The organism is Clostridium fessum (assembly GCF_027698965.1).
Taxonomy (GTDB): domain Bacteria; phylum Bacillota; class Clostridia; order Lachnospirales; family Lachnospiraceae; genus Otoolea; species Otoolea fessa.
The window spans coordinates 1-2827 of record NZ_JAQEQF010000017.1; the positions used below are offsets into that span (position 1 = coordinate 1).

Genomic DNA, 2827 nt, shown 5'->3' on the forward strand with positions numbered 1-2827 from the left:
GTAAACGCTCCATACCAAGTACCCTATAAGCTAAAAGCCGCTTCCGCGGCTCTACTTCATTGCTTTTTCGGTTTTCTGACAACGTCCGGCAACTTTTTCGACCATGGAAGCAGGTCATCTAAGAATGACCGGTCGCTGTTATCCATGCGCTTAGGGATCTCTGTCAGAAGGTGTTCAAAGTATTCGTATGGTTTTAGGTTATTCGCTTTTGCCGTCTCTGCGATGCTGTAAATAATCGCGGATGCTTTCGCACCATTGATCGTATCGATCATCTGCCAGTTCTTCTTTCCAACACAGAATCCGCGGATCGCGCGCTCAGAGGCGTTATTATCCATAGGGACATCCCCATCTGTCAGGAAAATCCGGAGATATTTTTCCTGATTCAGAGCGTAACTGAAAGCATCCTTCAGCTTTTCTGTTCCGACCTCGCTTTCATGCTGCTTTAGGTACGCAAACAAAGCGTCTACCAGTGGCTTTATAGCCACCTGACGCTGGGAAAGCCGTTCTTCCGATGAGAGATCCTTTAGCTTTCCTTCTTTTCTGTAGATCGTCTGGATCTGCTTTAAGATCAGATAGGATGCGGATTCTTTTTGGCGTTCTTTCGGTACTACTGCAAGCGCTTCATCAAAGCGCCTGCGGGCATGGACCCAGCACCCGGCTATCGTCAGGTCTTCACGCTCTTTTTCCAGTGTATGGTAGACCTGATAGCCATCCGTCACGCAAATGCCGGAATAATTCTTTAGGAATTCCCGGGGATGAGAGGCATTTCTTGTCCGCTGATACTCATAAAGGATGATCTGTTTTTCCGGATACATGTGGCCAGAACGGTACACCCACATATAACTCTTGGAACCGGCACTGCGGCCATCCCGTTTTACCAATACCGGTGTCTCATCAGCCTGGATGACATGATATCTGTAAAGTAGCGAATGAAGGTGATCATACAAAACGGCGAGATATTCTTCTCCCAGCCGGATCATCCAGTTCGCCATGTTCTGCCTGGTTATGGCAAGGCCATATCGAAGGAATTCCTGTTCAAGGCGATAAAGAGGGACCGCGTTTACGTATTTTCCATTCATGACCGCAGCAGCGAGCGAAGCGGATACGGGGCTTCCATGAAGCAGGCTTTTGGGATGCTTTGCTTTTATCATGTGCCCGTCTGTTTTGCTGGCATATACACCAACATGGTGCTCATCCACCTCGACTTTTGCCGGAATGAAACGATATCTGCGTGTAATAGCATCTGGAAGCTGTTTCCAGCCGTTTTCACCGAATTCTACTGTTAATTCTTCTTCGGTCATGTAGTGGTCGATCCGATTTGTAGGAAGCCCGGACATATCCTGTGCTTTCTTACCGGTTGCTTTTTTTCTGCGTTCCGGTGCCGGCTCCAGAGTCTCTGGTTCCGGTGCCTCCAGATCACAGACAGCTTCGGCTTCATTAAAAAACACAATGGTTCCATCCACTTCAGCAAAACGGAGCTGCTGGGCATCCTCCATTTTTTCAGAGGAACGTCCAAACCGGTTCTTATTAGCCAGGATCAGCTGTTCCATCATTGCCTGCATCTTCGTATCCAGGGAATGCAGGTCGGCACTGACCTTTCCTAACTGTTCCTGTTGATTCAAAAATAACTGGATCAGCATAGATTTATCAAAGCTGTTTAACTGTTCTTCTGTGAACTTCATCGTCATGGCAGGAACTCCTTTTCTCAATGAGTCCATTGTACCAGATCTGTACGTTTTCTGCCACTTGGAGCCTGTTTTCCTTTCGGCATAATGACGGTGGATAACAGTACAGAGCACCTGGGATAGCTTTTCAGGATTCCAGATGTTCTGTACTGCTATCCACAGATTCAGAACGATTTTTCTGCCCGAAACCGTGTGGTTTGATTCCTGCGGACTGAATTCTGTGGATAAGCTTTATGAAACGGAAGAGATTCTCTTTTCTTCTGTGAAATATGGAAATTTTTTCTCCATAATGCACAAATGTTACATCAATCTTTTAGGCGGATCATTTGGCCTGATCGGATGTTTGGGGAGAATTTCAAGCCCTTGCATCAGCATCGTATACTGTTCCGGGGATATTTCCAACGCCTCTTCTACGGAACGTGGCCAGTTGAAGGCACCGTTGCTCAGTCTCTTGTAAAGAAGTAGGAACCCATCCCCTTCCCATAAGAGTCCCTTGATCCGGTCCGTCTTCTTCCCGCAGAAAAGAAAGAGCGTATTTTTATCATACGGATCGAGCTGAAACCGGAACCGGATGATCGTTGCGAGACCATCCATTCCTCTCCGCAGATCGGTATAACCAACTGCAAGATAGATCTTTTTCAGACCTGTGGCGTCATTCAGCATTAGACAGAACCTCCAGGATACACTGAAGCATATCTTTAGAGACAGGATTATAAATTTCAAGTGCCAATCCTCTGGAATTTCGCAAAATAGCTGTCGGTTTTAAGCTGCTGTCTTCCTGGGGCAGAGCTTTCTCTGTCGGCTGAGGAAGTTCCACAAACGCCGGTTCTGGATTGTAGACCTCCAAACATGCTTTGCGGACTCTTTTCAGACGATAATAATAATTCGCTTTTGTGATGCCATGCTCACTGCACCAGGTTTCTACTTTCATATCTGCAGGGCGGTTTTTACAATCCTGGATCTGTGCCGCCCATTGCTGCAACCGAACCTGTTCAGCAACCAAACTTGTTTGACTGCTCATAGCTAGACCTCCATAGGCGGTCAAAAAAGTTGAGTACTTAACTTTTTTGACTCTGTATAGTGTGAGACTATTATGGCAGAAAAAGGAGTGGAGGAACAGGTACTTGCTATGGAGCGTTTAC

At 46.7% G+C, this 2827-nt stretch carries 3 protein-coding genes; all 3 read right to left on the reverse strand.

Annotated features, from left to right (window positions below; all coding sequences use genetic code 11):
• Positions 1–56 precede the first annotated feature (56 nt).
• The 3 genes from tnpC to tnpA all read right to left on the reverse strand — a co-directional run bounded on the left by tnpC (position 57) and on the right by tnpA (position 2706).
• Positions 57–1688, reverse strand: a complete 1632-nt coding sequence (gene tnpC / locus PG862_RS14275; protein WP_270707856.1) for an IS66 family transposase — start codon at positions 1686–1688, stop codon at positions 57–59.
• Positions 1689–1985: 297 nt separating this feature from the next.
• A complete protein-coding gene (gene tnpB / locus PG862_RS14280) occupies positions 1986–2348 on the reverse strand; it encodes an IS66 family insertion sequence element accessory protein TnpB (RefSeq protein WP_270707858.1) in 363 nt (120 codons plus the stop codon).
• Positions 2338–2706 carry an IS66 family insertion sequence element accessory protein TnpA gene (tnpA, locus tag PG862_RS14285; RefSeq protein ID WP_118468474.1) on the reverse strand — a complete coding sequence of 123 codons (369 nt, stop codon included), beginning with the start codon at positions 2704–2706 and terminating at the stop codon, positions 2338–2340. The genes tnpB and tnpA overlap by 11 nt, the downstream gene beginning before the upstream one ends.
• Between the last annotated feature and the right edge of the window lie 121 nt (positions 2707–2827).